At 67.9% G+C, this 25,418-nt stretch carries 26 protein-coding genes; 15 read left to right on the top strand and 11 right to left on the bottom strand.

Annotation, left to right across the window (positions count from 1 at the left end):
• Positions 1 to 75 precede the first annotated feature (75 nt).
• Genes PEM_RS20085 through coaBC form a run of 3 tightly spaced genes read right to left on the bottom strand, consistent with a single transcriptional unit; the run spans position 76 to position 4,196 of the window.
• Positions 76 to 2,424, bottom strand: coding sequence for a phosphomannomutase/phosphoglucomutase (locus tag PEM_RS20085; protein ID WP_111128942.1), 2,349 nt, complete (start codon positions 2,422 to 2,424; stop codon positions 76 to 78).
• Positions 2,425 to 2,436: 12 nt separating this feature from the next.
• Positions 2,437 to 2,910 carry a dUTP diphosphatase gene (dut, locus tag PEM_RS20080; RefSeq protein WP_005420510.1) on the bottom strand — a complete coding sequence of 158 codons (474 nt, stop codon included), beginning with the start codon at positions 2,908 to 2,910 and terminating at the stop codon, positions 2,437 to 2,439.
• Positions 2,907 to 4,196, bottom strand: a complete 1,290-nt coding sequence (gene coaBC, locus PEM_RS20075; protein ID WP_095377911.1) for a bifunctional phosphopantothenoylcysteine decarboxylase/phosphopantothenate--cysteine ligase CoaBC — start codon at positions 4,194 to 4,196, stop codon at positions 2,907 to 2,909. The genes dut and coaBC overlap by 4 nt, the downstream gene beginning before the upstream one ends.
• 199 nt (positions 4,197 to 4,395) lie before the next feature.
• On the opposite strand from coaBC, the gene PEM_RS20070 reads away from it, so the two are divergent.
• From PEM_RS20070 to PEM_RS20055, 4 genes are all read left to right on the top strand, one after another.
• Entirely contained in the window at positions 4,396 to 5,022 is a 627-nt protein-coding gene (locus tag PEM_RS20070) for a response regulator transcription factor (protein ID WP_005420514.1), read from the top strand.
• Between the two features lie 70 nt (positions 5,023 to 5,092).
• Positions 5,093 to 5,797 carry a DNA repair protein RadC gene (gene radC, locus PEM_RS20065; protein ID WP_014035697.1) on the top strand — a complete coding sequence of 235 codons (705 nt, stop codon included), beginning with the start codon at positions 5,093 to 5,095 and terminating at the stop codon, positions 5,795 to 5,797.
• A gap of 114 nt (positions 5,798 to 5,911) precedes the next feature.
• Positions 5,912 to 7,600 carry an arginine--tRNA ligase gene (gene argS, locus PEM_RS20060; RefSeq protein ID WP_005420518.1) on the top strand — a complete coding sequence of 563 codons (1,689 nt, stop codon included), beginning with the start codon at positions 5,912 to 5,914 and terminating at the stop codon, positions 7,598 to 7,600.
• A gap of 21 nt (positions 7,601 to 7,621) precedes the next feature.
• Positions 7,622 to 8,509 carry an SPOR domain-containing protein gene (locus PEM_RS20055; protein WP_111128940.1) on the top strand — a complete coding sequence of 296 codons (888 nt, stop codon included), beginning with the start codon at positions 7,622 to 7,624 and terminating at the stop codon, positions 8,507 to 8,509.
• Positions 8,510 to 8,636: 127 nt separating this feature from the next.
• Here the strand turns inward: PEM_RS20055 and PEM_RS20050 are convergent, their stop codons facing one another.
• Positions 8,637 to 9,389, bottom strand: coding sequence for an SDR family NAD(P)-dependent oxidoreductase (locus PEM_RS20050; protein ID WP_005420523.1), 753 nt, complete (start codon positions 9,387 to 9,389; stop codon positions 8,637 to 8,639).
• Between the two features lie 88 nt (positions 9,390 to 9,477).
• Complete coding sequence (locus PEM_RS20045) at positions 9,478 to 9,966, bottom strand: hypothetical protein (protein ID WP_005420525.1); 489 nt, start codon at positions 9,964 to 9,966, stop codon at positions 9,478 to 9,480.
• Between the two features lie 84 nt (positions 9,967 to 10,050).
• Here PEM_RS20045 and PEM_RS20040 point away from each other — a divergent pair, with 84 nt between their 5' ends.
• Positions 10,051 to 10,518 carry a DUF1456 family protein gene (locus tag PEM_RS20040; protein WP_005420526.1) on the top strand — a complete coding sequence of 156 codons (468 nt, stop codon included), beginning with the start codon at positions 10,051 to 10,053 and terminating at the stop codon, positions 10,516 to 10,518.
• Here PEM_RS20040 and PEM_RS20035 read toward each other — a convergent pair.
• The gene (locus PEM_RS20035; protein ID WP_111128939.1) at positions 10,487 to 11,374 is read right to left on the bottom strand and encodes a LysR family transcriptional regulator; all 888 of its coding nucleotides are present in this window, start codon (positions 11,372 to 11,374) and stop codon (positions 10,487 to 10,489) included. The two genes, PEM_RS20040 and PEM_RS20035, sit on opposite strands and share 32 nt — an antisense overlap.
• Positions 11,375 to 11,516: 142 nt before the next feature.
• Here PEM_RS20035 and PEM_RS20030 point away from each other — a divergent pair, with 142 nt between their 5' ends.
• On the top strand, positions 11,517 to 12,665 hold the full coding sequence (locus PEM_RS20030) for an MFS transporter (protein WP_331250375.1): 1,149 nt from the start codon (positions 11,517 to 11,519) through the stop codon (positions 12,663 to 12,665).
• On the opposite strand, the gene PEM_RS20025 is transcribed toward PEM_RS20030, so the two are convergent.
• On the bottom strand, positions 12,662 to 13,360 hold the full coding sequence (locus tag PEM_RS20025) for a TorF family putative porin (RefSeq protein WP_005420530.1): 699 nt from the start codon (positions 13,358 to 13,360) through the stop codon (positions 12,662 to 12,664). The genes PEM_RS20030 and PEM_RS20025 overlap by 4 nt on opposite strands.
• 178 nt (positions 13,361 to 13,538) lie before the next feature.
• Between PEM_RS20025 and PEM_RS20020 the strand changes: the two genes are divergently transcribed.
• On the top strand, positions 13,539 to 13,928 hold the full coding sequence (locus PEM_RS20020) for a DUF6165 family protein (protein ID WP_005420531.1): 390 nt from the start codon (positions 13,539 to 13,541) through the stop codon (positions 13,926 to 13,928).
• Positions 13,929 to 13,934: 6 nt separating this feature from the next.
• On the opposite strand, the gene PEM_RS20015 is transcribed toward PEM_RS20020, so the two are convergent.
• Complete coding sequence (locus PEM_RS20015) at positions 13,935 to 14,612, bottom strand: response regulator transcription factor (protein ID WP_032954668.1); 678 nt, start codon at positions 14,610 to 14,612, stop codon at positions 13,935 to 13,937.
• A gap of 198 nt (positions 14,613 to 14,810) precedes the next feature.
• Complete coding sequence (locus PEM_RS20010; protein ID WP_005420534.1) at positions 14,811 to 15,383, bottom strand: Ax21 family protein; 573 nt, start codon at positions 15,381 to 15,383, stop codon at positions 14,811 to 14,813.
• Positions 15,384 to 15,593: 210 nt separating this feature from the next.
• On the opposite strand from PEM_RS20010, the gene PEM_RS20005 reads away from it, so the two are divergent.
• Together PEM_RS20005 and PEM_RS20000 are read left to right on the top strand one after the other, a co-directional pair.
• Positions 15,594 to 17,996 (top strand): DPP IV N-terminal domain-containing protein, encoded by a 2,403-nt coding sequence (locus tag PEM_RS20005; RefSeq protein WP_111128937.1) that lies wholly within the window; start codon positions 15,594 to 15,596, stop codon positions 17,994 to 17,996.
• Between the two features lie 91 nt (positions 17,997 to 18,087).
• Positions 18,088 to 18,447 carry a DUF1428 domain-containing protein gene (locus PEM_RS20000; RefSeq protein ID WP_069138035.1) on the top strand — a complete coding sequence of 120 codons (360 nt, stop codon included), beginning with the start codon at positions 18,088 to 18,090 and terminating at the stop codon, positions 18,445 to 18,447.
• Positions 18,448 to 18,462: 15 nt separating this feature from the next.
• On the opposite strand, the gene PEM_RS19995 is transcribed toward PEM_RS20000, so the two are convergent.
• A complete protein-coding gene (locus PEM_RS19995) occupies positions 18,463 to 19,167 on the bottom strand; it encodes a hypothetical protein (protein WP_111128935.1) in 705 nt (234 codons plus the stop codon).
• Positions 19,168 to 19,273: 106 nt separating this feature from the next.
• On the bottom strand, positions 19,274 to 20,161 hold the full coding sequence (locus PEM_RS19990) for a hypothetical protein (RefSeq protein ID WP_005420542.1): 888 nt from the start codon (positions 20,159 to 20,161) through the stop codon (positions 19,274 to 19,276).
• 491 nt (positions 20,162 to 20,652) lie between these two features.
• Between PEM_RS19990 and PEM_RS19985 the strand changes: the two genes are divergently transcribed.
• From PEM_RS19985 to PEM_RS19960, 6 genes are all read left to right on the top strand, one after another.
• Positions 20,653 to 22,086 carry a Do family serine endopeptidase gene (locus PEM_RS19985; protein ID WP_005420544.1) on the top strand — a complete coding sequence of 478 codons (1,434 nt, stop codon included), beginning with the start codon at positions 20,653 to 20,655 and terminating at the stop codon, positions 22,084 to 22,086.
• Between the two features lie 101 nt (positions 22,087 to 22,187).
• On the top strand, positions 22,188 to 22,553 hold the full coding sequence (locus tag PEM_RS19980; protein ID WP_004153835.1) for a hypothetical protein: 366 nt from the start codon (positions 22,188 to 22,190) through the stop codon (positions 22,551 to 22,553).
• 8 nt (positions 22,554 to 22,561) lie between these two features.
• The gene (locus PEM_RS19975) at positions 22,562 to 23,032 is read left to right on the top strand and encodes a phage holin family protein (protein ID WP_004153834.1); all 471 of its coding nucleotides are present in this window, start codon (positions 22,562 to 22,564) and stop codon (positions 23,030 to 23,032) included.
• Positions 23,029 to 23,490: a hypothetical protein gene (locus PEM_RS19970; RefSeq protein ID WP_005420550.1), complete on the top strand. Its 462-nt coding sequence runs from the start codon at positions 23,029 to 23,031 to the stop codon at positions 23,488 to 23,490. The genes PEM_RS19975 and PEM_RS19970 overlap by 4 nt, the downstream gene beginning before the upstream one ends.
• A gap of 67 nt (positions 23,491 to 23,557) precedes the next feature.
• Complete coding sequence (locus tag PEM_RS19965) at positions 23,558 to 24,667, top strand: AI-2E family transporter (protein WP_111128932.1); 1,110 nt, start codon at positions 23,558 to 23,560, stop codon at positions 24,665 to 24,667.
• Between the two features lie 31 nt (positions 24,668 to 24,698).
• Complete coding sequence (locus PEM_RS19960; protein WP_005420554.1) at positions 24,699 to 25,418, top strand: HAD-IA family hydrolase; 720 nt, start codon at positions 24,699 to 24,701, stop codon at positions 25,416 to 25,418.

Raw genomic sequence — 25,418 nt, 5'->3', positions numbered from 1 at the left:
TGCAGGGTGTGTGAGGTTCATGGGCTTGCCGGCCAGCGGCCGGCACTACCCATTCTGCTGCAGCTTCCAAAGGGGTCAGAACCCCAGCGGGGTGTCGCCCAGCACTGGTTGCAGCTGGCTGCGGAACAGGGCCTGGATGCGTTCCAGTGCGGCCTCGTCGTTGCCTTCGAAGCGCAGCACCAGCACCGGCGTGGTATTGGAGGCACGCACCAGGCCCCAGCCATCGGCGAAGTCCACGCGCAGCCCGTCGATGGTCGACAGGCGGCCACCCACATACGGGTTGTCCGGGGACTGCGCCGCCGCCACCAGCATCGCCACCAAGGCATGCGGCGTCCCGTCGGCCACCGGTACCTTCAGCTCCGGCGTGGCGACCATTTCCGGCAGCTCGCCCAGCACCTCGCCCGGCGTTTCCTCGCGCTGGGCCAGGATCTCCAGCAATCGCGCAGCGGCGTACAGACCGTCGTCGAAACCGAACCAGCGTTCCTTGAAGAAGAAGTGGCCGCTCATCTCGCCGGCCAGCTCGGCATCGGTCTCGCGCATCTTCGCCTTCATCAGCGAATGCCCGGTCTTCCACATCAGCGGGCTGCCACCGTTGCGCAACACGTGGTCGGACAGCTTGCCGGTGCACTTCACGTCGTAGATCACCATCGCGCCCGGATTGCGCATCAACACATCGGCAGCGAACAGCATCAGCAGGCGATCGGCGTAGATGATCCGGCCTTCGCCGGTCACCACGCCCAGCCGGTCGCCGTCGCCATCGAAGGCAACGCCGAGATCGGCGCCAAAGCGCTTGACCGTCTGCACCAGGTCTTCCAGGTTGGCCGGTTCGCTCGGGTCGGGATGATGGTTGGGGAAGGTGCCGTCGACATCGCAGTACAGCGGAATGACGTCGGCGCCGATCGCTTCCAGCAGCTGCGGCGCCAGTGCGCCGGCCACGCCATTGCCGGCATCGGCCACGACCTTCAGCGGACGGTCCAGCTGCACGTCATCGGCGATGCGCTGGATGTAGTCGGCACTGACATCGCGCTGCTGGTAGTCACCGGGCTCAGCGGCCTGCACCAGGCGGCCCTCGACGATGCGCTGGTAGAGATCGGTGATGGCATCGCCGGACAGCGTCTCTCCGCCAATGACCACCTTGAAGCCGTTGTACTCGGGCGGATTGTGGCTGCCGGTGACTGCCACGCAGGTGCCGGTACGCAGATGGAAGGCGGCGTAGTACACCAGCGGGGTGGGCGCCAGGCCGATGTCGATCACCGCGCAGCCGGCACGGCGCAGGCCCTCGGCCAGCCCAGCCGTCAGCTCGGGTCCGGACAGGCGGCCATCGCGACCGATCACCACCTCGCGCAGGCCCTGCTCCAGTGCCACGGTGCCGATGGCCTGGCCGATCAGCGCCGCGGTCTTCGGTGTCAGTTCACTGCCCACCACGCCGCGGATGTCATAAGCACGGAAGATGCCGGCGGCCAGCTCTTCAGCGGGCACTGGCGGTGGCGGCGGTGGCGCGGCATCGCCACTGTCGGTCACAGCGGCCTCGGGTGGCGGCGCCTGCTGCAGGCTCTCGCTCAGGGTCGGGCCATGGTCGGCCTCGGACGCTGCGGCGCGGCGCGGCAAGGGCAGCGACTTCGGCAGTCGGTCACGTCCCACCACCAGCAACACGGCAATGAACGCCAGCAGCAACGCCACAATGGCGCTGGCCAGCGCGCCCAGGCCGAGCGGACCGGCGTCGACATTCGGCACCGACGCGACCAGCCGCAGCGGCGTGCCTGCAACCGGGCGCGCCAGGGCTTCCGCACTTTCGGACAGGCCCACGTCGCCCTGGGTGACCAGATCGAAGCCACCCTGGCGCAGGCCAAGGAAGCCTGCGGACGGCGCACGCACCTGGTCCAGCGGCGAGGTCAGCCGCAGCAGCGGCTGGCGGACATAGATCACGGCCGGCCCCAGGCTGCCCAGCTGCACTGGCGCAGCCAGGCCCAGGCGAACGCCGCCGCCGTCGCGGACCACGCGCAGGCTGGGCCTGGCCTCGGCCAGCGCGGCTTCCAGCAGGGCCAGGCGTGCATACCCGAAGGTGGCCGGATCGGCATAGGCGTTGGCCAGATCGGCCGTCAGCACCTCGACCTGCTCAACCCCGGTCCAGCTCTCGCGCACGGCCAGCGCCGCTGCAGCGGCATCGCCGGCCTGCAGCGCCTGCTGCACGCGATCGTTCTTCAACTGCTGCTGCAACTGCTGCAACTGGCCTGCAGCGGCCTGCTGCAGGCCCTGCACGGCCTGGTCGCGCGCTTCTTCCAGCGCCTGGCCGTTGGCCTCCTGCCGCCATTGCTGCACCGCGCTCCATCCGAACCAGCCGGCCAGCAGGATCAGCAGCACCCCCAGTAGTGGTGCACTGCGACCCAACGACCGTCCCCGCTGTCCTTCCCCGATGCCGCTCATCGATGTCCCCTGTCAACGCACCCCGGTATGGCCGAATCCACCCGTGCCCCGCACGCTGTCGGTGAAAGTATCCACCACCTGCAGGCTGACGCGGGCAATCGGAACCACCACCAGCTGCGCGATGCGATCGCCGGGCTCGATGGTGAAGGCCTCGCGGCCACGGTTCCAGACGCTGATCAGCAGCGGCCCCTGGTAGTCGGCATCGATCAGGCCGGTGCCGTTGCCCAGCACGATGCCATGCCGATGGCCCAGCCCGGAACGCGGCAGGATCACCGCGCACAGGTTCGGGTCGGCAATGTGGATGGCCAGGCCGCTGGGCACCAGCGCGGTGTCGCCCGGCTGCAGGGTCAGCGCGGTATCCAGCGCCGCGCGCAGGTCCATGCCGGCGCTGGCTTCGGTGGCGTAGGCCGGCAGCGGCCAGCTGTCGCCGAAGCGCGGATCGAGCAGCTTGACCTGCAGCGGTTGGGAAAGGGATGCCTGGGTCATGCCTGGAGTCTCCGCGCGATCAGCGCCAGCAGTTGTTCGGCCAGTTCGCGCTTGGAGGTGGCCGGGAATACCTGTTCACCGTCCTGCCAGAAGGCCGTGGCGGCATTGTTGTCGCTCTCGAAACCACCGCCACTGATGCCGACCTGGTTGGCGATCACCAGGTCCAGGCGCTTGTCGATCAGCTTGCCGCGAGCATATTTCTCCACGTCATGGGTCTCGGCGGCAAAGCCGACCACCAGCTTCAGCGACTGCGTCTGCGCGGCGACTTCGGCCAGGATGTCCGGCGTGCGCACCAGCTCGATCACCAGCGACTGGCTGTCGGCGGTCTTCTTCAGCTTCTGCGCGGCGACCTGGCGCGGGGTGTAGTCGGACACTGCGGCGGCACCGATATAGATGTCGGCGGGCAGCGACTTCAGTACGGCATCGCGCATCTGCGCGGCCGAGCGCACATCGATGCGCTGCACGCCCGGCGGCGTCGGCAGCTGTACCGGGCCACTGACCAGCACCACCTGCGCGCCCAGCGCGGCGGCGGCGGCGGCCAGGGCGAAGCCCATCTTGCCGCTGCTGCGGTTGCCGACGTAGCGCACCGGATCGATGTCTTCGTAGGTCGGGCCGGCACTGATCAGCAGGCGCAAGCCCTGCAGGGCACGGGTTTCCGGCGCGGCAACCGTCGCAGCGGTACCGCCATTGGCCACCAGCGCGGCCACGATGTCGCCCGGTTCAGCCAGCCGGCCGGGGCCGGATTCACCTTCGGCCAGCGGGCCATCGACCGGGCCGATCACCTGCGCACCGCGCTGGCGCAGCAGGGCGATGTTGGCCTGGGTAGCCGGATGCAGCCACATCCGGTGGTTCATTGCCGGGCAGATCGTCAGCGGTGCGGTGCTGGCCAGGCACAGGGTGCTGACCAGGTCATCGGCATGGCCCTGGGCCAGCCGCGCCAGCAGATCGGCGGTACCCGGCGCGACCACGATGCGGTCGGCCCAGCGGGCCAGCTCGATGTGGCCCATGGCCTGCTCGGCGGCGCTGTCCCACAGCGTGGTGCGGGTCGGCTGCCCGGACAGGGCCTGGAAGCTGAGCGGAGTGACGAACTGCTGGGCACCGGCGGTCATCGCCACCTGCACCTGGGCACCGGCATCGCGCAGGCGCCGCACCAGCTCCAGGGCCTTGTAGGCCGCGATCCCGCCTCCGACGCACAACAGCAGTTTCTGGCCTTCCAGCGCGCGGGCCGGCGCGGGGGAAGCGTTGGGGGAGTCAGCCACCTGGAATTCCTGTGCAAACGAGGGCATTAGCTTACCCGATGGTCGGTAATGTCCCGGTGCACAGCGCACATAGCGGGCGGCTATCAGCAGATGGGACTTGCACCACAACGCTTCCGGGGTTCAAGACACCGCGATTCGGAACTTTCCTATACCTGTAGGCCGGCCACGTTTGCAGAATCGTCAGTGGCCACCGCTGGTGTGCCGCTTCGCTTTTCGAGGATCCCGCGTGCACCCGCGCATCATCATCGCCGACGACCATCCCGTCGTCCTGCACGGCATCCGCATCGTGCTGCAGACCCATCTGATGGAGGTCGTCGGCAGCGCGCGTGACGGCGCCCAGCTGCTGCAGCTGGTCGTGCACCACGGCTGCGACGCGGTGCTGACCGACCTCTCCATGCCGGGCACCGGCCCGGATGGCCCGGAACTGATCGCTGAGCTGCGCGCACGCCACCCGGGCCTGCCCGTGGTGGTGCTCACCGGCGCCCGTCACCCCGGCCTGCTCGATGGCCTGCTGCGTGAAGGTGTCAGTGGCCTGGTCGACAAGTGCGCCGATTTCGGCGAGTTGCCGCAGGCCCTGAACGCAGCCATGGCCGGGCAGGTGTTCGTCTCGCAGCAGTTGCGCCATCACCTGCAGGCGCGCGACCTGATGTTCGCGCGTGAACCGGCGGCGCTGTCGGCCCGCGAACAGGAAGTGCTGGACCTGTTGGCCGCCGGGCTGAAAGTGAACGCCATCGCCGTCCACTGCGGCCGCAGCCCGAAAACGATCAGCCGGCAGAAGGCCGAAGCCAAGCGCAAGCTGGGGCTGCAGAACAACCAGGAGCTGTTCGCCTATCTGCAGTCGCGACGCGACTGAGGCAACAGCCTACCCGGGCGTGCGCCCTGCCCTGATGGGACGCATCACCCGCGCTGGCGATGATGCAGGCATGCCCATCCATGACTGGCCCGAGCAGGAACGTCCCCGCGAGAAGCTGATCGCCCGCGGCCCCGCCACGTTGTCCGACGCAGAGCTGCTGGCGCTGTTCCTCGGCTCTGGCTTCGGTGGACGCGACGCGGTGCAGACCGCCCGCGACCTGTTGCAGGCGCATGGCCCCCTGCGCGTGCTGCTGGACCGCCCGGCCCGCGAGCTGGCCCGGTTGCCGGGGCTGGGGCCGGCACGAAGCTGTGCCCTGGCCGCCGGCCTGGAACTGGCCCATCGCTACCTGGCCGCCGAGCTTCAGCAGGGCGAGGCGGTCGGCAACAACCCAGCCGCGGTCGGCCGCTACCTGCAGCACCGCCTGCGCGGCCAGGCCCGCGAGATCTTCATGGCGCTGTTCCTGGACAACCGCCACCGGCTGATCGCCTGCGAGGAACTGTTCCAGGGCACCATCAATGCCGCCCCGGTCTACCCCCGCGAGGTGGTGCGGCGAGCCCTGCTGCACAATGCGGCAGCGGTGATCCTCAGCCACAACCACCCCTCCGGCGACCCGGAACCCTCCGGCGCCGACACCCGGATCACCGATGAACTGCAGCAGGCGCTGGCACTGGTGGACGTACGCCTGCTGGACCACTTCGTGGTCGGCGAAGGCCGCCCCGTTTCGTTTGCTGAACGGGGCCTGCTGTCCCCGCCCCAGCCACGCCTGTTCGGCTGAGCGGGCCTGACCAGGGCCGGGCAGGTACCCCCCACAGGCATGTTCTGGTCAGCGTGGGCGCGGGTATCTGCGCTAAAATGGGCGATTCCGCCGCTCATTCTCACAGCAGGCCTCGTGAAAAATCTCCTCCGCGCCCTGATCAGCCAAGGCATCGAAGCCTTGCGCGCCAATGGCACCCTGCCCGCCGACTCCCTGCCGCCGGACTTCGTGGTCGAGCGCCCGAAGACCCGTGACCATGGCGACTTCGCCACCAACGCCGCGATGCTGCTGGCCAAGGCCGCGCGCAGCAATCCGCGCGCACTGGCTCAGGCGCTGGTCGAGGCGCTTCCGCGCAGCGAGGACGTCAGCAAGGTCGAGATCGCCGGCCCCGGCTTCATCAACTTCCACCTGGCTCCGGCTGCGTACCAGCGCGAAGCCGCGTCGGTCATCAAGGAAGCCCACGACTACGGCCGCAACCTGTCCGGCAATGGCCGCACGGTGGGCGTGGAGTACGTGTCGGCCAACCCGACCGGCCCGCTGCATGTCGGCCATGGCCGCGCGGCGGCGATCGGCGACTGCGTGGCCCGCGTGCTCGACGCCAACGGCTGGAACGCCAAGCGCGAGTTCTACTACAACGACGCCGGCGTGCAGATCGAGAACCTGGCGCTGTCGGTGCAGGCCCGCGTGAAGGGCATTGCGCCGGACCAGGAAGGCTGGCCGGAAGGCGGCTACCGCGGTGAGTACATCGCCGATGTTGCCCGCGCCTACATGGCCGGCGCCAGCGTTGACCTGGAAGGCACGCTGGTGGTCGGCGCCAAGGACCCTGACGACATGCAGGCGATCCGTCGCTTCGCCGTGGCCTACCTGCGCAACGAGCAGAACCTGGACCTGGCCGCCTTCGGCGTCGACTTCGACATCTACTTCCTGGAAAGCTCGCTGTACGCCGATGGCAAGGTCGCCGAGGCCGTGGCCAAGCTGCAGGCCTCCGGGCACACCTACGAGGAAGGCGGCGCGCTGTGGCTGCGCAGCACCGATTTCGGTGACGACAAGGACCGCGTGATGCGCAAGTCCGACGGCACCTTCACCTACTTCGTACCGGACGTGGCCTACCACCTGTCCAAGTGGCAGCGCGGCTACGAGCGCGCGATCACCGAACTGGGTGCCGATCACCACGGCTCGCTGGCGCGCGTACGCGCCGGCCTGCAGGCGCTGGAAGTGGGCATCCCGCAGGGCTGGCCGGAATACGTGCTGCACCAGATGGTCACCGTCATGCGCGGCGGCGAGGAAGTGAAGCTGTCCAAGCGTGCCGGCAGCTATTTCACCCTGCGCGACCTGATCGAGGAGGCCGGCCGCGATGCGACCCGCTGGTTCCTGATCGCGCGCAAGCCCGATTCGCAGCTGACCTTCGACATCGACCTGGCCCGCCAGCAGAGCAACGACAATCCGGTGTTCTACGTGCAGTACGCGCACGCCCGCGTCTGCAGCCTGCTGCGCCAGGCCCAGGAAAAGGGCCTTGTGTACGAGCAGGGCAATGGCCTGGCCAATCTGGGCCGCCTGGCCGACGATGCCTCGCTGGGGCTGATGAACGAGATCTCGCGGTATCCGGAAGTGGTGGAAGCGGCCGGCGTGGCGCTGGAGCCGCACCTGGTGGCGCAGTACCTGCGTGAATTGGCGCATGCCTTCCACACGTGGTATCACGGGACGCCGGTGCTGGTGGACGACGCTACCGATCGCAACGCCAAGCTGACCCTGGCCTGCGCGGCGCGCCAGGTGCTGGCCAACGGCCTCGAACTCCTGGGCGTGAGTGCCCCGGAAAAAATGTAAGCATCAGGAGACGCAGTACACATGGCAGCACGACGCGGCAAAACCCAGGCACGACGCAACAGCAGCAGCCAGGGCACCCCCGGATGGGTGTGGCTGGTGGCCGGTGTGGCGATCGCCGCCGTGGTGTTCCTGGCGGCGCCGAACCTGTTCAAGGGCGAAGGCGATGGCTTCCTGCGTGCCGGTCCGCAGCCGAACCCGAACGCGCAGCCGGCCCCGGTCGCTGATGCCGACAGCGATGTCGGCAGCCAGCCGGCCGCGCAGCCGGCCACGCCGAAGCCGGCCGAACCGGAGAAGCCGGCCGCGACGCAGTACGACTTCTACACCCTGCTGCCGGGCAAGGAAGTGGAAATGTCCGACGCCGAACTGGCCGCCAGCGCGCGCGCCGAGGATCAGCGCCGGGCCAAGGCCGAAGCGTCGCGCGCGCAGGCCGCGCTGGAGGGCAAGCCGGTACCGCCGGCCAGTACGGCCACGCCGGCACCGACCGCAACGGCCAGCGTCGCAAGCACCGCGCCGGTAACCGCGACCAACCGTCCGTTGCCGGCACCGCTGAGCGAGCGCCCGGCCGCGGCAACCCCGTCGGCCAGCACGGCGGCCGCGACTCCGGCGCCGCGCGCGGAAAGCGCGCCCGCCGCATCGGCACCGCCGGCATCCGCAGCTGCACCGGCGGCCGCCGACAACGCCCGCTACATCCTGCAGGCAGGAGCCTTTGGGGCTTCCGGTGACGCCGAAGCCACCAAGGCCAAGCTGGCCATGATGGGCCTGGCGGCACGCGTGGAGTCGGCGCAGATCAACGGCAAGACCGTGTACCGCGTGCGCATGGGCCCGTACGGCAGTGCCGGCGAGTTGTCCGAAGCCAAGCAGAAGCTGGATGGCACCGGCCTGCAGGCGATGGCGATCAAGGCGCAGTAAGCCTGCCGATGTGAATGAAAAAGCCGGGCAGTGCCCGGCTTTTTCGTTTCTGTAGAGCCGAGCCATGCTCGGCTGAATCCAGACGAAGCCGAGCATAGGCTCGGCTCTACAGGACCCGCGAAGCAGGTCAGCCCTCGCGGGCGACCTGGAATCCGGCAAACGACTGGCTGACCGGCATCAGCTCCAGCCGGTTGATGTTCAGGTGCGGCGGCAGGCTGGCCACCCAGAAGATCTGCTCGGCGATGTCTTCGGCGGTCATCGGGTTGGCGCCGCTGTAGAGCTTGTCCGAGGCGTTCTGGTCGCCATGGGTACGTACCACGGTGAATTCGGTTTCGGCCATGCCCGGCTCGATCGTGGTCACGCGCACGCCGGTGCCGTGCAGGTCCGAACGCAGGCCCAGCGAGAACTGGCTGACGAAGGCCTTGGTGCCACCGTAGGCGTTGCCACCCGGGTACGGGTAGACGCCGGCCACCGACGAGATGTTGATGATCGCGCCCTTGCGCTCCACCAGCTGCGGCAGCAGCCGGTGGGTCAGGGTCACCAGCGCGGTGATGTTGGTGTCGATCATCGTGGTCCAGTCCGACAGCGTGGCGCTCTGTGCCGGCGCGGTGCCCTGCGCCAGGCCAGCGTTGTTGACCAGCAGGTCGATCTCGCCAAAGGCCGGCGGCAGCGCCAGCAGGGCCGCCTCCATCGCCACCGCATCGCGGATGTCGAAGGCGGCGGCGTGCACCACGTCCTTGCCGTAGCGCTCGACCAGCGGCTGCAGGCGTTCGCTGCGGCGGCCCGTGGCGATCACTTTCCAGCCGGCCTGGGCGAAGCGGTGGACGGCGGCGGCGCCGAAGCCGGACGTGGCGCCGGTAATCAGGACAGTGCGGGTCATCAGGCAACTCCAGGGGGGAAAAACCGGACGCCCATTCTGGCATTCCCGGCCCGTCCTGAGTTGCCCGCCGTCCAGCCGTCCCCCCGGCTCAACGCACGCGAAACACTCTGGCCTTGGGCAGGTCTTCGTCGACCTGCAGGAACCAGCGCCCGGCAATTCCTGGAACAACGGCGATCTGCGGCGACTGCAACACCTTGCGCAGCTTCATCTGTCCCTTCATCACCTGCCATTGCTGGCCGTTATCAAGGGTGAACAGCGTGCCGGGCTGCCAGCCTGCGACCTCTCCGACTACACGGGCACTGACCGGTTCGTCATCCAGGCCCAGATGCATTGCTGCCGGTGCCGGCACATTGGCAGGCAGCGGCGCAGCGACCGGGGCCACCGCTGCCGTCGACGCAGCGGTCGTGCTCTCTGCCTCGCGCAGTACCCGGTTCAACGCCTGCAACTGCGCTGGACTGAGCCCGACCTCGGCCAGTTGGGATGCACTGAGGCGCCGCTCGACGGGTACGAAGCGGTCCTGGGCGAAGGCAGCGAAGCTGCCGGCGAGCAGTAGTGCGGAAAACAGATACCGGCGCATGCAAGGGTTCCAGCGAACGAGTGCTCACGATGCTGCAGTTCGATGACACTCCGGTGACACGCCAGGGGCCGGTACAATTGGGCCATGATCAACAATGATGTCCTGCGCAGCGTGCGCTACTCCCTGGACCTGGGTGACCAGCACGTGGTCGCCCTGTGCCAGATGGCCGACCCGGCCTTTGCCGTGGATACCGGGCAGGTGAAGGCCTGGCTGCGCCGCGAGGACGAAGCCGGTTTCGAGGCGATGAACGACAGCGCGCTGGCGCACTTCCTCGACGGCCTGATCGTGCACCTGCGTGGCCGCGACGAGAGCCAGCCGCAGCGCGCAGTGGAAACCCGTATCGACAACAACCTGGTGCTGAAGAAGCTGCGCGTGGCGTTCCAGCTGCGCGACGTGGACCTGATGGAGATCTTTGCCAGCGCAGGTTTCAATGTCTCCAAGTCGGAAGTGGGCGCGCTGTTCCGCCAACCCGGGCACGCCAACTACCGGCGTTGCCTGGACCAGATGCTGCGCAACTTCCTCAAGGGCCTGAGCCTGCGCCTGCGCGGTTGAGCACGGCGTCGACGAACGCCCGCGCCGCTGGTGTCGGCAGGCGCTGCCAGACCAGGTGCACGCGCCGGGTCGGGGTCGGCTGCAGCGGAATCTGCACCACGCCCTGAAACCCATCGGCGATCAATGCCGGCACGATGCCGACCGCCAACCCATGGCGGACGAAGCGCTCGACCAGTTCCATCAGGTTGACCTCGAAACGGACCGTGTGCGGCAGTCCGGCTGCGGCAAAAGCATCATCGGTCTGCCGGCGTGCGCCGGTGCCGCGCGGGAAGTCGACCAGTGCTTCATCCTGCAGTGCGGCCAATGGCAGCCGCTTGCGCCCGGCCAGCCGGTGCGATGGCGCCAGTACCGCCACCAGATCCTCCTCCTGCAGCACCTGGTGGCAGACACCGTCCAGCGCTGCCGAAGGCGCCAGGCCGACCAGTGCCACATCCAGCGCGCGCGACTGTACCTGCGCGATCAGGTCCTCGCTCTTGTCCACGCGCAACTGGAACTCCACCTGCGGGTGCACGCGCTGGAAGGCCGCCAGCATCGCCACAACGTCGATGTCGGTCAGCGAGGAAATCTGCCCGATGGCCAGCAACCCACGCACTTCGCCACTGACGGCGGCCACGTCGGCGCGCAGGTGGCGCAGGCTGGCCAGCACCTGGCGTGCGTGCACCAGCAACGCCTCGCCGGCGGCGGTGGCCCGCACCTGGCGCGGCAGGCGCTCGAACAGCGTGGCACCCAGTTCCTGTTCCAAGTGGGCGATCTGGTGGCTGAGCGCGGACTGCACCACGTGGCAGCGCTCGGCGGCACGGGTGAAATTGCCCTCTTCGGCCAGCGCCACGGCGAACTCGAGCTGCTTGAGGTTCATACAACTATCTTGTTTTCAGATGGCATGGATGATGATGATTCATTTCCATCATGCTCGCAGCAGGCGGACACTGTGCCCCCGCTTCCTGGAACATCGCGTGAGCCCGTCCCTTCCCCCTCTGCACCGTTGGCAGGTGCTGCTGATGTCGGTCGCCACCGGCGTGGCCGTGGCCAGCAACTACTACGCGCAACCGCTGCTGCACACCATCGCCGACGCCTTCGGCGTGCCGTTCGGCCAGGTCGGCATGGTGGTTACCGCCGCGCAGCTGAGCTATGCCGCCGGCTTGATCCTGCTGGTGCCGCTGGGTGACCTGTTCGAACGCCGCCGCCTGATCGTGGTGATGAGCCTGCTGTCGGCGGGCGGACTGGTGATCAGTGCCTGCGCACCGTCGCTGACCTGGTTGCTGGTGGGCACCGCGATCACCGGCCTGTTTTCGGTGGTGGCCCAGGTGCTGGTGCCGTTCGCCGCCACGCTGGCCGCGCCGGAACATCGTGGCCGCGTGGTCGGAACATTGATGAGTGGCCTGCTGCTGGGCATCCTGCTGGCGCGCACCGTGGCCGGCCTGCTTTCCAGCCTGGGCGACTGGCGCCTGGTGTACGCGATCGCCGCTGCCACCCTGGTGCTGACCGCACTGGCATTGCAGCGCGGCCTGCCGCGATTCCACCACAGCGCCGGCCTTGGCTATTTCGCATTGCTGCGCTCCATCGGCGAGCTGTTCGTGCGGGAACCGGTGCTGCGCCAGCGCACGCTGCTGGGGGCCTGCAGCTTCGCCATGTTCGCGATCTTCTGGACCCCGCTCGCATTCCTGCTGGCACAACCGCCGTACGCCTACAGCGACGCCACCATCGGCCTGTTCGGGCTGGTCGGTGCGGCCGGGACGCTGGCGGCGGGTCTGGCTGGTCGCATGTCCGACCGTGGCCAGACCGGACGTGCCACCGCCATTGCACTGGCGCTGTTGCTGCTGTCGTGGCTGCCACTGGGGCTGTCGGCCCACTCGCTGCTGGCGCTGCTGGTCGGCGTGGTGGTGCTGGACCTGGCCGCGCAGCTGCTGCATGTCAGCAACCAGAACCTGATCTATGCGCTGCAGCCTGCGGCACGCAACCGCCTCAATGCCGGCTACATGACCGGCTATTTCATCGGCGGCTCGCTGGGCTCGTTGCTGTCTGCACAGGTCTACCAGCGCTTCGGCTGGACCGGTGTCTGCGTGGCCGGTGCCGCCGTAGCCGTGCTGGCCCTGCTGCTGTGGCTGCCCGGCGCGCTGCGTGCGCGCCAGGCGGCATCGTCGAATTAGAAACTGCCCTGCAGCGCCAGCTCCCAGCGTCCACCGGCGTTACCCGGGAACAGGCGCTTGGCCGCACTGTCGGTGTCGTGCACGGTGGCACGCAGCTCCCATGCCGGGGCCAGCGTGGCAATGGCACTGAGCTGGCCATGCAGGTAGTCCGGGCCCTGCGCGGTGGCCAGCCAGTACTGGCCCACCGCCGCTTCCAGGCGGACGCGTTCGTGCAGCGGCACACGCACACCCAGCTGGGCATAGGTGCCGCGATGGCCACCGGCCAGTGCATCGCTGGAATGGGCGACCTGCAGCCAGGCACGCTGCTTCCAGGTCAACGTGGTGTTGAGTTCGGTCCAGTCCAGCGTGCGGCCGCTGCCCGGGTACACGTAGCGGGTCAGGTTCGCATCCAGGTTCCAGGCCGGCGCCAGTGCGCCGGACCAGCCGGCCACCAGGTCGAACTCGCTGCGCGCGCCATTGTCCGGTTTGAACGAAACGTTCGAACCCCACACGCTGGCGTACCATCCCGACGGGATCGAGACCTTCGCGCCGGCCTGCACCGCCGGGTCGCCATCGCTCTGCGAGCTGCCACGCCACACGTAGTCGCTGGTCAATGCAGCACTGCCACTGGCCTGCACCTGTGCCTGCGCGCTGCCGATCCCGAGCAGCCCTGCCAGGGCGGCCACCAGCGCCGCCATCGTCTCCTTGCTGTTCACTGCACTGTGTTCCTCGTCGAAGGCGATCGCGCCGCCGGGACGGCAGTGTCGGGGGCGCCGCCGTAACGGATCGAGGGCGCTGCCCGGCCTGCAGCGCAAATTCGGCGTAAATCCCGTGGATGGAGGCTACGTGCCAGCCGCGCGGTATCATGGCGCCTTGTTTCCAGGAACCAACCACGTGGACGCCATCCTGACCCCGGTATCGATCGGCGAGCTGATCGACAAGATCACCATTCTCGAGATCAAGGCCGAGCGCATCGACGATGCTGCCAAGCTGGCCAACGTGCGCACCGAACTGGATGGCCTGTTGCCCTTGCTGCAGCAGCAGCTGCAGGCGCAGCCGGCATTGGACGCGCTGAAGCAGCAGCTGAAGGCGATCAACGAACGCATGTGGGACATCCAGGACCAGCTGCGCGACAAGGAAGCGGCCCAGGAGTTCGACGATGCGTTCATCCAGCTGGCACGCGGTGTCTATGGCACCAATGGCGAGCGCGTGCAGGTGAAGAACGAGATCAACCGCGTGGCCGGTTCGGCGCTGGTGGAAGAGAAGCAGTACCAGGGCGAGTAAGGCCGCTCAGCCGCATTCGAGCAGGTGGCGGAAGCGGAACAGGTCACCATCCCCGCGGATGCCGAGCTTGCGGTAGGCCGACGTCTTCTGCGAGCTGATGGTGCTGGCCGAGCGCCCTGAGCGCAGGGCCATTTCACTGGTGCTGACGCCCTTCAGCACCAACCCGAGCACTTCACGCTCGCGCTGGCTCAGCGGCGTCAGCACCGGTGCAGATACCCGGCGTGTGCGTGGCAGCTTCAGCTCCTCGCGTAGTTCCGGTGGCACGAAGCGCCCTCCGCGAGCGACCACGTCAATGGCGCGCAGCAACGTCTCCGGTGGCATCGACTTGGACAGGAAGCCGCGCGCGCCGGCTCGCATCGCGGTGGTCACCGTACTGGCGTTGCAGTGCGCCGAGAGCACCAGCACCGGCAGCGCCGGCCAGCGCTGCGACAGCACGCGCAGCAGGGCCAATCCATCGCCCAGGTCGCCCATCGGCAGCGCATCGATCAGCAGCAGGTCGACACACCTCGGGCTGCGCTCCAGCAGCTGCAGCAGGTGCGCCTCGTTGGACAGGCTCACGCGCACCTGCACACCACTGTGTTGGCGGAGCAGAACTTCCACGCCCAACCGAAGTACCGGGTGCGGATCCAGCAGCGCCAGGCGTCGTGGCCGATCAGGCCGCAGGGGCGGGAGTGTCGGTGGCATCGCGGCCTGTCCAGGCAACATGGAACATCCACCGTAGGCCGGTGCCCGCAGCGGCGGAATCCAATTCCTTGCAATGCTCGGCCCGCGTGCGCCACCAGTCAGACGGCATTTTGTTTCGCGCCGCCACAAACGCAACAGGCCCGGCAAGAGCCGGGCCTGTCGAGACGCCTCCAGCGCGCAGGCGCGCCGGAACAGCAGTTACCAGCTGAAGCGCGGGCCGACGGTGTATTCCTTGTCGCCGTCGCGGTTCATCTTCAGTTCGCCGTTCAGGCCCCAGTTCTGGTTCAGCTTGACCTGGCCACCCAGGCGGCCGTACCACTGGCCTTCCGGATTCACGCCGTGCTTCTTGGCGTAGTCTTCGTAGCCAACCATGCCGTAGACCTCGGCGTGGGCGCCGAAGGCAGTGCGGATACCGGCTTCAGCGCTGTAGCCGTTGAAGTCCAGGCCATGCTTCTGGTCGAGCTTCTGATAGGCAACGCGGGCAACGAAGTCGGTGCTCGGAGCGATTTCAACGTTGTAGCCGGCACCGATCTTCCACTGGTCCAGCTTGACGTTGGTGTGGTCGAATTCCTGACGGCTGTACTCACCGAAAGCGTGGAAGTTCGGCAGGAAGCCGTACGAACCCTTCACACCCCAACCGTCGGACTTGAACGCGTCGTTGTCGGTCTTGGCGTAGTCGGCTTCGGCGTAGTTGTAGGACAGGTTCTCAGCAGCCGAGGCGGTGAACGGCAGGGCGGCGGCCAGGGCCAGAGCAATCAGCGAATTCTTCATGGGGGTACACCTTTACTTTCTTATGGTGTGCAGCAGCGCCAGGGCGCCATCGCATCGGGAATGTAAATTCTCCGTTATTCGCCACAACGCTCCCTGAAAACAGCAGCCTTCGCATTGCTGAATTTTTTGGGTTGATTCAGGCTGTATCTGGCATACGCGCGCGGCGCGCGTGCATTCGAGTTCCGCTGACCCTTGCAACAGGAGGTTGCCTTGCACGTGCCTGCCCCGCTGCGGTTCCCGCTCTGCGCTGTCGTCCTCGCCTTCATCGACGGGTGTTCCACTGTATCGGCTCAGCCACTGCAGCCTTCTGATTACCAGCGCGCCGAGCGCGTGCACGACAGCCACCTGCGCGGTGCATTGCGCAATGCCTCGGTCGTGCCGAACTGGCTGGCCGATGGCCGCTTCTGGTATGAGCGCGAGGATGCACGCGGTCGACGCCAGGCGGTACTGGTCGACCCGCTACAGGCCACTGGCGAGGTCCTGTTCGAGCCCGCCGCACTGGACAGCGCGGTGGCGCCCTTCGGTGCCAGCGGGCCACGCCTGCGACTGGCCAGCGTGCAGGCAACCGACGATGGCCTGCGCCTGCGATTCAGCGGCGAGGCGCCGATCGATTGCCGGTGGCCGCGCTGGCAATGCGCGCCGTCGCAGGATGCGATGCCGCCGGCAGATGCGTTGCTTTCGCCCGCTGGCGATGCCTGGCTGCAGGTGCGCGACCACAATCTGTGGCTGCAGTCGCCCGGAACGGCAGCACGGGCACTGACCACCGGCGGCGAACCCGGTCATGGTTATGGCGTACTGCCGGACTTCACCCTCCGCGGCATTCCGCGCCGCCAGGGCCGGATGCCGGTGCGGCCGTTTGCGGTCGGCTGGTCACCGGATGGCCGCTACGTGGCCGGCATCCGCTACGACGAGCGTGCGCTGCAGGACTACCCCTATCTGGAAAGCACGCCGGCCAACAGCGCGCGCCCACGCGTGCACACCGTGAAGCTGGGGGTACTGGGCGATGCACAGCAGGTGCGCGACAGCCTGTACATCGTCGATGTACGCAGCGGCCGGCAGCAGGACATCACCCTGCCCGAGGGCTGGAACATCCTGAGCGAGGCGGGCATCCTGGGCTGGGACGGTGGCCGGTTGTACGCCGCGATGGCGCACTTCGGCATGCCACGGCGCCTGCGCCTGGTAGAGATCGACGCCGGCAGCGGTGCGCTGCGCACCGTGCTGGAGGAGTCCAGTGATACCCGCCTGCAGCTCAACGTGTATTCCTACAACCGGCCAGCGGTGGCAATCCTGCCCGGCCGGGACACCGCCGTGTGGTTCTCGCAGCGCGATGGCTGGGGCCATCTGTACCGGGTGCGCCTGTCCGACGGCAAGGTGATGGGCCAGCTCACCGGCGGCCGGTGGGCGGTGCGGGACCTGCTCGGCGTGGACAGCGCAGGCGATTGGGCATACTTCAGTGCCGGCGGTGTCGAGGGCGGCGATCCCTACGTGCGTGGCCTGTACCGGGTACCGCTGCACGGCGGAGCGGTGCAGCGCCTGGCCGCCGATGGCGACGACCACCTGGTTGATGCGGGCACCGGCATGCTGTTCGGTGGACGTGCACCGCAAGCGCTGTCACCCGGCGGTGGCTACCTGGTGGATACGGTGTCCAGCCTCGCGCAGCCGCCACGCACGGTGCTGCGCGCCAGCGACGATGGCCGCGAAGTGATGGTGCTGGAGGCTGCGGATGCGCAGGCGGTCGTCACTGCTGGCTGGCGGCCGCCACGGCGCGAGCGGCTGCTGGCCGCCGACGGGCGCACGCCGATCTTCGCCACCATCTACCTGCCCCGCGACTATCGCGATGACGGCAGCTTCCCGGTGATCGACGCGATGTACGGCGGTGCTTTCATCAGCAATGCGCCGGTCACCTATGCCGAAGCGGTCTCGGCGCAGAACCCGGTATCCCGCGCCAGCCTCGCCGAGCTCGGCTTCGTGGTGGTCAGCATCGATGCCCGCGGCACCGGCGGCCGCGACAAGGCATTCCATGACAGCAGCTTCCTGCACGGCGCCGATGTACAGCTCGATGACCATGTGGCCGCACTGCGCCAGTTGGGCGAACGCTACCAGGGTATCGACCTGCAGCGGGTCGGCATCTATGGGCATTCGTTCGGCGGCTACAGCGCGGCGCGTGCCCTGCTGCGCTACCCCGCGTTCTACAGGGTGGCCGTGGCCTCGGCCGGCAGCCACAATTTCCAGGGCATGTACGGCGGCGCCCTGCACGGCATGGACCGGCTGTTCGGTGGCGTGGTGCCAGCTACAGCCATGGCCGATGGCGTGCCGGCCCCCTTTGCCGGTCTCGACAATGCGGCGCTGGCCAGCAACCTGCGCGGGCATCTGCTGCTGGTCTATGGCGAACTGGACGAGAACGCGCCACCCGCGCTGACCCTGCAGCTGGCCGCGGCCCTGAACAAGGCCCAGCGTCGCTACGACCTGCTGTACCTGGCTCGACAGGACCACGAACTGTTCCGCAACGACGCCACCTATACGCACCGCATGTGGGACTACTTCGTGCGCCACCTGGCCGGCCAGCAGCCACCGGATACGGCGCTGGCCCCGCTCCCGGGTGGCCCGGGCTGAACAGGCGTACGCGGGATGTCGATCCCCGCCGCGCTGGTTCGTCGTGTACTTGAAGGCCGTGCATGTGGCACGGTCCATCCGGAGGCTGGCAATGAGCTACATCGATGGTTTCGTCCTGGCGGTTCCCACCGCCAACAAGGAGAAGTTCCTCGCCCATGCACGCACAGGAGATCCGGTCTTCATCGAGTACGGCGCACTGCGCGTGGTGGAGTGCTGGGGCGATGACGTGCCGCACGGCAAGACCACCGATTTCTTCGGCGCGGTGAAAGCCACGCCGGACGAGACGGTGGTGTTTTCCTGGATCGAATGGCCCGACAAATCGACCCGCGATGCCGGTATGAAGAAGATGATGGAAGACCCGCGGTTTGATCCAACGAAGAATCCGATGCCGTTTGACGGTGCGCGGATGATCTACGGCGGCTTCGTGCCGATCTACGAGCTGACCCCCTGAACCCGGCGGACGTGCTCAGCGCGCGTCCGTTTCATCGCTGGCAGCGGCATGGCCGGCGCCCAGTGCGGCGCCGGCACCGAGGCCCATGCCGCCCATGCCAGCGCCCATGCCAGCGCCCATTCCGCCGCCCCCACCTCCGCCACCACCCGCACGGCCGCCCTTGGCATCGCCATCGTTGCGCCCCTTGCCGCCACCACTGGCAGCGGGGCGGGTCGGCCCCTGCGGCGGAATCCGCAGGTCGGGAGGAATCGGCGCCAGGTCCAGCGCTTCGCGCACGAAGTCGCGCAGCGAGACCACCAGTTCGTGGGTATGCACCGGTCGCCCCTGTGCCAGTTCGTTGGCAGCGCGCGCGGCCAGCCGCACCTGTTCGTCGGTGCCCAGCAACAGGATGTCCGAGAGCGCGGCCTCGACCGCATCGCGGATGCGGCGCGTTCGATCTGAACGCGGTTCGGCGATGCCTTCGGCCGCTTCGCGCTCGCGCAGATCACGGCGATGGCTGGGATCCACGCCCAGTTCACCAGTGAATGAACCGCCCAGGGTCTTGTAGGCCGCCATCAGTGTGCGCAGCCGCTCGTTGATCTGCCGGTTCTCGCGCTCGCGACGCTGCTGCAGGGTCTGCATCACCAGCAGGCGGATGCCCACGCCCAGCAGGGTGATCAGGACCAGGCCGGCCAACGTGGACAGCACGCCCTGCCAGGAACTGAAATCGATACCGCGCATGCTGGGGCTCCGGCGGGAAGAATCTGCATCTTGCCCCAGACCGCGCCCCGAAAACGCGAAAGGCCCCACCACCCGGTGGGCGGCAGGGCCTTCGGTCACGGCGCGATTACTTGCGCTTGGCGACCTTGCGCACGGCCTTGGCCGGGGCCTTCCTGGCAACAGCCTTCTTGGCCGGAGCCTTCTTGGCGGCGACCTTCTTCAGCGGTGCAGCCTTCTTGGCGACGACCTTCTTGGTCGAAGCGACCTTCTTGCCGACAGCCTTCTTGGCAGCAGTGGTCTTCCTGGCAACGGCCTTCTTGGCGACGGCAGCCTTCTTGCCGACAACCTTCTTGGCGGCGGCGGTCTTCTTGGTGGCGACCTTCCTGGTGGCGGCAACCTTCTTGCCGACAACCTTCTTCGCAGCCACTGCCTTCTTGCCGGCAACCTTCTTGGCGGCGACGGTCTTCTTGGCCACAGCCTTCTTGGCGGTGGCGACCTTCTTGCCAACCACCTTCTTGGCGGCCGTGGTCTTCTTGGCAACGGTCTTCTTCGCGACAGCAGCCTTCTTGGTGGCGGCCTTCTTCACGGTGGCGACCTTCTTGCCGGCAGCCTTGGTGGCGGCCTTGGTGGTCTTCTTGGCAGCGGCGGCCTTCTTGGTCACGGCCTTGCCCGCAGCCGCCTTCTTCTTCGCCACTTCCTTCTTCAGGGCAGCAGCTTCGGCCTTGGCGTTCTTCTTGGCCGCTTCCAGCTTCTTCCTGGCGTTGGCAACCGTCTTGCCGACCGACTTGGCAGCCTTCTCGGCCTTCTTGGCAACGGTCTTCTCGACCTTGGCCACGGCCTTCTTGGCCTTGGCAACGCGGGTACCGGCAGCCTTGCTGGCGCGCTTGACGGTCTTCTTGACCGACTTCACTGCGTCTTCGGCGGCGTGGGCGATGGTCTCGCCGACGTTGGTGGCGGTTTCTTTCACGTTCTCGACAGCGTCGGTCACGACCGACACACCATTACCGTTGCTCATGTTGCCCTCCTGCGGGCCTTAAGTATCAAAACGGGGCGATGCTATACCGACATTGACGATCGTGGAACGGGGCATGTGCCAGCAATCGCATCTGTTGCGACGCCGATGGTGTACGCAGCAGCCCCCGTTGCCACCTGCGGTTCGCAGCAAACCCCTTTTTTTCAGTGCTGCGCCACGCGAACCCAGCATTGCCTGGCCGTCGTCGCGCGCACGTGCACGGACGCAGCGTCCGGCATCCGTCGTGGCGCATTGCGGCACCCGCCTGCGCGGAACTGCGCAAGTATCCGCCTGTGCCAGTGCGGCGCGCGTTGGCCTTGAGTGGCGCACCCATCACCTGCCCGGGTGTCACCACAACCGCGCTTTTGGCCCCCGCGCTCCCACCTTCGAGGCCCCCGTTTTCATGGCGCATTTATCCAGATCGCGACACACTCATTCAGCTTGTTTTACCGTAGGCCCGAACAGCCCCCACCCACGCCAGCGAACCGACTCCCATGCGACCGCTTCCCACCCTGCTCACGCTCGCAATCGCCGCCGCCTTCGGTGGCTTCGTTGCCACCGGCATCAATGCCCACCTGGACAACCGTGCCGACGCCGCGCCGCTGCCGGCGGTCCTGCCGACCACCGCAGCGTTGCCGGCCTCGGTGGCCGGACAGGCGGTACCGTCACTGGCACCGATGCTGGAGAAGGCGATGCCGGCGGTGGTCAGCGTCAACACCAAGCAGGTGGTTCGCGTACGCAATCCCTTCTTCAACGACCCGTTCTTCCGCCGCCTGTTCCCGGACATCCCGCAGGAACGCATCAACGAATCGCTCGGCTCCGGCGTGATCATCGACGCCAAGGAAGGCCTGGTACTGACCAACCACCATGTCATCGAGAACGCCGATGACGTGCAGGTGACACTGGCCGACGGGCGCACGGTCAAGGCCCAGTTCCTGGGTTCGGACCGCGATACCGACATCGCCCTGATCCGCATTCCGGCGCAGAACCTCACCGACATCAAGCTGGGCAACAGCGACCAGCTGCGGGTCGGCGACTTCGTCGTGGCCATCGGCAACCCGTTCGGCTTCAGCCAGACGGTCACGTCCGGCATCGTCTCGGCGGTGGGCCGCAGCGGCATCCGCGGGCTGGGCTACCAGAACTTCATCCAGACCGATGCGTCGATCAATCCCGGCAATTCCGGTGGTGCACTGGTCGACCTGCAGGGGCAGCTGGTCGGCATCAATACCGCCAGCTTCAACCCGCAGGGCAGCATGGCCGGCAACATCGGCCTGGGCCTGGCGATTCCATCGAACCTGGCGCGCAGCGTGGTCGACCAGCTGGTCAAGCACGGCGTGGTGGTGCGCGGCACGCTGGGGGTGGAAAGCCAGAACCTGACCGCGCAGATTGCGCAGGGACTGGGCCTGGCCGAAACACGTGGTGCGCTGATCACCCGCGTGCTGGCCGGCTCGGCCGCTGCCGCAGCCGGGCTGAAGCCGGGCGACGTGGTGGTCTCGGCCAACGGCCAACGCGTGGACAGCGCCGAAGCCCTGCACAACGTGGAAGGCCTGGCCGCCGTCGGCAGCCCGATGACGCTGGACGTCCGCCGCGAAGGCAAGCCCGTGCAGATCAAGGCAACGCTGAAGGAACAGGCACGTGCGGTCACCGGCGAGAGCCTGGACCCGCGGCTGACCGGCGCCACCTTCGTCGACCTGCCCGAGTCGCTGCGGCAGTCGGGGGTCGGCGGCGTGCTGGTCAGCGAGGTCAAGCGCGGCAGCCGCGCGGCCAGCAACGGCCTGCAGCAGGGCGACATCATCACCGACGCCACCGTGGGTGAATTCGCCGACCTGGCCAGCTGGCGTGCCAATTTCCAGCAACGCCCGCCGACCCTGGTGGTGCGCGTGCTGCGCAACAATGGCCAGCAGCAGGGCCAGCTCGTGATGCGCTGATCGCCCTGCCGTAACACCCCCTATACCCCGGCAATGCTATTGCTGTCAGTCCAGGTCGGCACCGCCGACGCCCGTTCCCCCATCGCAACAGGAGTGATTCGATGAGCCCCACCAATACCGAGAACCTGAAGGAACACCTGGGTGAAGCCGGTTCCCACCTGAAGCAGGCCGCCACGGCCGCCGGCGGTGCGATCAAGGGCGCAACCGGTGCCGCGACCGACGAACTGCGCATCGGCAAGGCCAACGTCAAGGCTGAACTGTCCGACAGCGCGCTGTCCGGCCTGGCCGCCGCCGAGTTCGGCGGGGCCGCTGCCAAGGAACAGGTCGATGCACTGATGGACAAGGGCAAGGACCTGATCGACAGCGCCGCCGAGCTGATCCGCGAACGTCCGCTGGCCTCGTTCGGCGTGGCCTTCGCTGCCGGCTGGATCATCGCCAAGCTGGCCCGCGGCAGCAGCGACAAGTAAGCCGCGGCGTGAGCGAAGACAACGCGCAAGCCCCTGATCCGGCGGCCACCCCGCCGCTGGATGAGAGCATCCGCCAGGTCGGCGCGGCCGGTCGTGCCGCTGCCGATTCGGCCAAGCACTCGCTGCGTTCGCTGCGCCGGCTGGCCTCGGCCGACTTCGCGCTGGCTCGCAGCGCATTCGGCCGTGCACTGGCCTGGGCCGGGGTAGCGATCGTGTTCGGTGCGTCGGCCTGGCTGCTGATGGCCGCCACCCTCATCGCCCTGCTGCAAAGCTGGGGCCTGAGCTGGCTGCAGGCCCTGCTGATCACCTCGCTGCTGAGCCTGGCCGTCACCGGTTATGCGATCTGGCGGGTGTCCTACTTCTTCCACCACACCGGCATGCACGCCACCCGGCGCCAGCTGTCCCGCCTGGGCCTGTTCGACGAGCCCAGCGAAGACGACCCCGATGCCGATGTGCAGCTGCCAGAGGGCAAGCCATGAAGTTCGGTGCGCTGCAGCGGCGGGTGAAGCGCTGCGAACAGGTGGTGACCGTGCGTCTGGTCGAGACCCAGGACCACTGGTCCACGCTCAGCCAGGTCTGGCGCCAGGGCTGGTCGCCACTACGCATCGTGGTAGTGGGCTTGGCCGGTGGCTTCATTGCCGGCAAGCTGGAAATGCCGGGCAAGGTCAACGGTGCGCGCTGGCTGCAGATGGTGGGTTCAGTGTCGAACCTGTTCGCCAGTGCGCAGGCAGCGTTCGCCACGGCGATGGCGGCGCAGGCTGCGGCTACCGCCGACGATGCGGCCGAAGAAGCCGACAACGCCAGCGAACAGGCACAGGCGGCCGCATCGGCATCAACCGCACGGCCCGCGCCAGCGGCGGCGCCACGGCCCGCCGCAGAACCGGAGCCGCGCGAACCGCGCCCGGCCGAAGCCGCCACCGAACTGTCCGAACGTTGATCCATGGAATCCGCCGCGCCGATCGCGGCCGGCGGATAATGCGCTCCCCTTTCCGGCTGATGCGTCGATGAGCGAGTCCTCCCTGTCCCTGTCACCAGCCGATCCGCAGGACCCGGAGGCACCGCTGCCGCCTCCGTCTCGCCCACGCGGGCCGATGTCGCTGGTGGTGCTGGCGACCCTGGCGGTGGGCTACACGCTGTGGGCTGCGCAGGACATCATCCTGCCGGTGCTGCTGGCGATGTTCTTCGCACTGGTCGGCAACCCGATCCTGCGCCTGCTGCAGAAACTGTGGATTCCGCGCGCGCTGGGCGCACTGCTGATTCTCGGCGCCGGCCTGGGCGTGACCGGTTCGCTGGCGGTGCAATTGATCGGCCCGGCGATGGAATGGGCGCAGCAAGCCCCGCAGCAGCTGCGCAAGGTCGCCCGCCAGGTGCAGGACCTGACCAAGCCGGTGCAGCAGGCCAACCAGGCGGCGGAGAACTTCGCGCGCGTCGCCGGCGGCGACAGCAACCACAAGGTGCAGGTGATCCGCACCCAGCTCGACGACCCGTACCGCATGCTGACCCGCGCGCCACGGCTTGCCGCCTCGGTGCTGGCCGTGGTGCTGCTGACCCTGTTCTTCATGATCTATGGGCAGAGCCTGCAGCGCGCGGCAATCGCGCTGTTCCCGAACCGCCAGCAGCAGCGCTTCACCGCCGACATCCTGCGGTCGATCGAGCGCGAGGTCTCGCGCTACGTGCTGACCATCAGCGTGATCAACACCCTGGTCGGGCTGGTGTTCGCAGGCGTGCTGATGCTGCTCGGCATCGGCCTGCAGGAGGCGCTGCTGTGGGGCACGGTGGCTGCGCTGCTGAATTTTGCCCCGTACGTCGGCCCGCTGATCGGCGTGGCACTGATGCTGCTGATGGGCTTCGTGGAATTCCGCGACCCGCTGCAGGCGCTGCTGCCGGCGGCCGCGTACCTGGCCCTGCACACTCTGGAAGGGCAGATGGTGACCCCGATCGTGCTGGGCCGGCGCATGAAGCTGTCGCCGCTGGTGCTGATCCTGGCGCTGATGGTGTTCGGCTGGGCCTGGGGCATGATCGGCCTGCTGCTGGCGGTGCCGCTGCTGGTCTGCATCAAGCTGGTGCTGGCACGGCTGGACGGCATGCAGGGCTGGGCACGGCTGCTGGAATGAAAGCCCGCGCGGGCAGGCGTAGAATGGCGGGGTGAATTTTCCCGTCCAAGCCATCACTCTCGACCTTGACGACACGCTGTGGCCGTTCGCTCCGATCGGCGCCCGCATCGACCTGGTCCTGCACGAGTGGATGCGTGAAAACAGCCCCGCCACGGCCAAGATGTATCCGGTGGCGGCAATGCGCGAACTGCGCGAGCGCCTGTACCACGCCCATCCGCACCTCCATCACGACCTGAGCGCACTGCGCCGGCTGACCCTGCACGAAGCGCTGCACGCCAGTGGCGCCAGCCTCGATCTGCTGGAGCCAGCGTACGAAGCGTTCTACGCCGCACGCAATCAGGTCGAGTGCTATCCCGATGCGATCGATGCGCTGGCGCGGATTGCCGCGCGGGTGCCGGTGGCAGCGCTGAGCAACGGCAACGCCGATCTGGAGCGGATCGGCCTGGCGCATCATTTCGCCTTCCAGCTGGGCGCGCGCGAACACGGCGCGGCCAAGCCGGAGGCAAGCATTTTCCACGCCGCCTGCACCCGACTGGGTGTGGCGCCGGCACAGGTACTGCATGTCGGCGACCACGCCGAAATGGACGTGGCCGGGGCGATCGCCGCCGGCCTGCGCGGGTGCTGGATCAACCGCGAAGCAGCCACCTGGACCCATCCGAAACTGCAGCCGGACCTGCAGTTCGACACCCTCACCGGCCTGGCCGACTGGTTGGACGCCAACCTCGACGCCGCCGCATCCCGGAGTACCTGA

This window comes from Stenotrophomonas sp. Pemsol (assembly GCF_003586545.1).
GTDB lineage: Bacteria > Pseudomonadota > Gammaproteobacteria > Xanthomonadales > Xanthomonadaceae > Stenotrophomonas > Stenotrophomonas sepilia.
This window is presented reverse-complemented; position numbering and strand designations above follow the sequence as displayed.

Excerpts from the sequence above, each read along its gene's own strand:
- PEM_RS19970 (WP_005420550.1), top strand. The coding sequence starts at position 23,029 with ATGAAGTTCGGTGCGCTGCAGCGGCGGGTGAAGCGCTGCGAACAGGTG.
- coaBC (WP_095377911.1), bottom strand. The coding sequence starts at position 4,196 with ATGCCCTCGTTTGCACAGGAATTCCAGGTGGCTGACTCCCCCAACGCT.
- PEM_RS20040 (WP_005420526.1), top strand. The coding sequence starts at position 10,051 with ATGATCAACAATGATGTCCTGCGCAGCGTGCGCTACTCCCTGGACCTG.
- PEM_RS20000 (WP_069138035.1), top strand. The coding sequence starts at position 18,088 with ATGAGCTACATCGATGGTTTCGTCCTGGCGGTTCCCACCGCCAACAAG.
- PEM_RS20010 (WP_005420534.1), bottom strand. The coding sequence starts at position 15,383 with ATGAAGAATTCGCTGATTGCTCTGGCCCTGGCCGCCGCCCTGCCGTTC.
- PEM_RS19990 (WP_005420542.1), bottom strand. The coding sequence starts at position 20,161 with ATGAGCAACGGTAATGGTGTGTCGGTCGTGACCGACGCTGTCGAGAAC.
- radC (WP_014035697.1), top strand. The coding sequence starts at position 5,093 with ATGCCCATCCATGACTGGCCCGAGCAGGAACGTCCCCGCGAGAAGCTG.
- PEM_RS20015 (WP_032954668.1), bottom strand. The coding sequence starts at position 14,612 with ATGCCACCGACACTCCCGCCCCTGCGGCCTGATCGGCCACGACGCCTG.
- PEM_RS20045 (WP_005420525.1), bottom strand. The coding sequence starts at position 9,966 with ATGCGCCGGTATCTGTTTTCCGCACTACTGCTCGCCGGCAGCTTCGCT.
- PEM_RS19995 (WP_111128935.1), bottom strand. The coding sequence starts at position 19,167 with ATGCGCGGTATCGATTTCAGTTCCTGGCAGGGCGTGCTGTCCACGTTG.
- PEM_RS20030 (WP_331250375.1), top strand. The coding sequence starts at position 11,517 with ATGTCGGTCGCCACCGGCGTGGCCGTGGCCAGCAACTACTACGCGCAA.
- PEM_RS20085 (WP_111128942.1), bottom strand. The coding sequence starts at position 2,424 with ATGAGCGGCATCGGGGAAGGACAGCGGGGACGGTCGTTGGGTCGCAGT.
- PEM_RS20055 (WP_111128940.1), top strand. The coding sequence starts at position 7,622 with ATGGCAGCACGACGCGGCAAAACCCAGGCACGACGCAACAGCAGCAGC.
- PEM_RS20035 (WP_111128939.1), bottom strand. The coding sequence starts at position 11,374 with ATGAACCTCAAGCAGCTCGAGTTCGCCGTGGCGCTGGCCGAAGAGGGC.
- PEM_RS20050 (WP_005420523.1), bottom strand. The coding sequence starts at position 9,389 with ATGACCCGCACTGTCCTGATTACCGGCGCCACGTCCGGCTTCGGCGCC.
- PEM_RS19985 (WP_005420544.1), top strand. The coding sequence starts at position 20,653 with ATGCGACCGCTTCCCACCCTGCTCACGCTCGCAATCGCCGCCGCCTTC.
- PEM_RS19980 (WP_004153835.1), top strand. The coding sequence starts at position 22,188 with ATGAGCCCCACCAATACCGAGAACCTGAAGGAACACCTGGGTGAAGCC.
- PEM_RS19965 (WP_111128932.1), top strand. The coding sequence starts at position 23,558 with ATGAGCGAGTCCTCCCTGTCCCTGTCACCAGCCGATCCGCAGGACCCG.
- dut (WP_005420510.1), bottom strand. The coding sequence starts at position 2,910 with ATGACCCAGGCATCCCTTTCCCAACCGCTGCAGGTCAAGCTGCTCGAT.